Genomic DNA, 1,599 nt, shown 5'->3' on the forward strand with positions numbered 1-1,599 from the left:
TTGTTGCGGGTCCGGGCTTGCGGGCGGGGATGCAGATCGGTGCGGGTGCGCCGGGCCCGGCGCACCGCCCGGGTGGGCCTTGTCCTGCGGCGCGCCCGGGTCACGTTGCCCTCTGCCACCACCGTGATGCTGCGCACGCCGGTGGCCGCCTCGGTGCGGGTGTGCTGCTGGGCGAGCAGGCCGCGGGCGGCGATCCGCTCGGCCGCCGCGTGATCCCGGTCGCACGACAGCCCGCACGCCGGGCAGTACGCCCACTTCCAGCCGCGCTCACCCAGCCGGTCAGGCGAGCGAACATGCCGCAGCACACTGCCACCCTCGCCGCAGCGCGGACAGGAGCGGGAGGTGCCCCGGGCAGGCACCGTCACCACCGCGATGCCGTCCTTCGCGGCCAGATGCCGGATCGCCTCGATCACCGCGCCGCGCACCTGCCCCGACAGCGCGGCGTTGCCGCGGCGGACCCCGCGCGCCTCCAGCGTGGCCAGATCCTCCAGGTAGATCACGCTCGCGCCGAGCGCGAGGGCCTGATCGACCGCCCACCGGGCCGCTGACCAGGCCAGCGCATGATCAAGGCGCCGGATGCGGGCGCACACCCGCTCATGCTCGACCGCCAGCACCCGATGCCTGCGCTCCAACGCCACACGACGGGCATCACCGGTATCGGTGGCATCGGTGGCGTCGGCGGTGTCGGCGGTGTCCAGCCCGGACAGTAGCGCCGCGCAGTGCTCGCGTTTGGCGGCCAGGTGTTCGCGATGGCCGCGCAGTCGATGCAGCTTGGCCGAGATCACCGTGGCGTCGTAGCGCAGCATCCGCCCGTCCGCGCACACCCGGCCGTCACGGAGCCGGGCGATGGTGCCGGTGAACAGGGTGTTCACGCCCCAGTCCAGGCCCAGCGCCACGGTGTGGCCGGTGGCCGGGGCGGACGGGATCGGGGTCTGGAACGGCACATCGATGCGCACCCGGCCGTCGGCGATGCGCACCGTGGGAGTGCACAGCCGGGCCTGCTCCGGGACGGTGGGCGGCAGCGTGAACGCGATGGCGTGCCACGCCCAATCCTTGCGGGAGGCGGGCGAGGCGTTCAGCGGCAACTGGACTCGCAGCACCGCGCCGGTACGGCTGGTGTCGCCGGTGCCGGCGGCCCAGGTCAGGGTGACCAGTTGCCTGTCGGCCGCCGCCAGCACCGCCTGGGTAGCGACCCGCGGCGGCTCCTCCACCTGGGTGATGTCCCCCGGCAACGCGCCCTCGCGCTGGAGCACCGCGCGGATCTGCCTTGTGCGGTTACGGATCTCTGCGGCGGTGACGCCCTCCGGCAGCGCCGCGCGCAACGCCTTCCAGTCGGCCTCGCTACGCCGCCGCGGATCGGCCGGCCAGGTGGCCAGGATCGCCGCCACGATCCCCCGGCGGTGCAGCGCCGCCCGCAACATGCGGGCCGCCTGCTCCTCCGCACACCGCCGCACCCGATCCGACACATACACCCCGCCACCGCTCACCCCGCCACCGATTATTCCGCCACCGGCTATTCCGCCAGCACACCCCCAGCCCAGCCTGCGGATCGCCATCCACCCCTTGACCGGCAACACCCGCTCGTCCACCCCGACCCCG

General features: G+C 74.2%; 1 protein-coding gene. It reads right to left on the bottom strand.

Annotated features, from left to right (window positions below; all coding sequences use genetic code 11):
* A partial coding sequence (locus tag EJK15_RS69175; protein ID WP_138720903.1) for a zinc ribbon domain-containing protein occupies window positions 1-1,599 on the bottom strand: 1,599 nt, incomplete at both ends.

It is taken from the genome of Nonomuraea basaltis, assembly GCF_005893125.1.
GTDB lineage: Bacteria > Actinomycetota > Actinomycetes > Streptosporangiales > Streptosporangiaceae > Nonomuraea > Nonomuraea basaltis.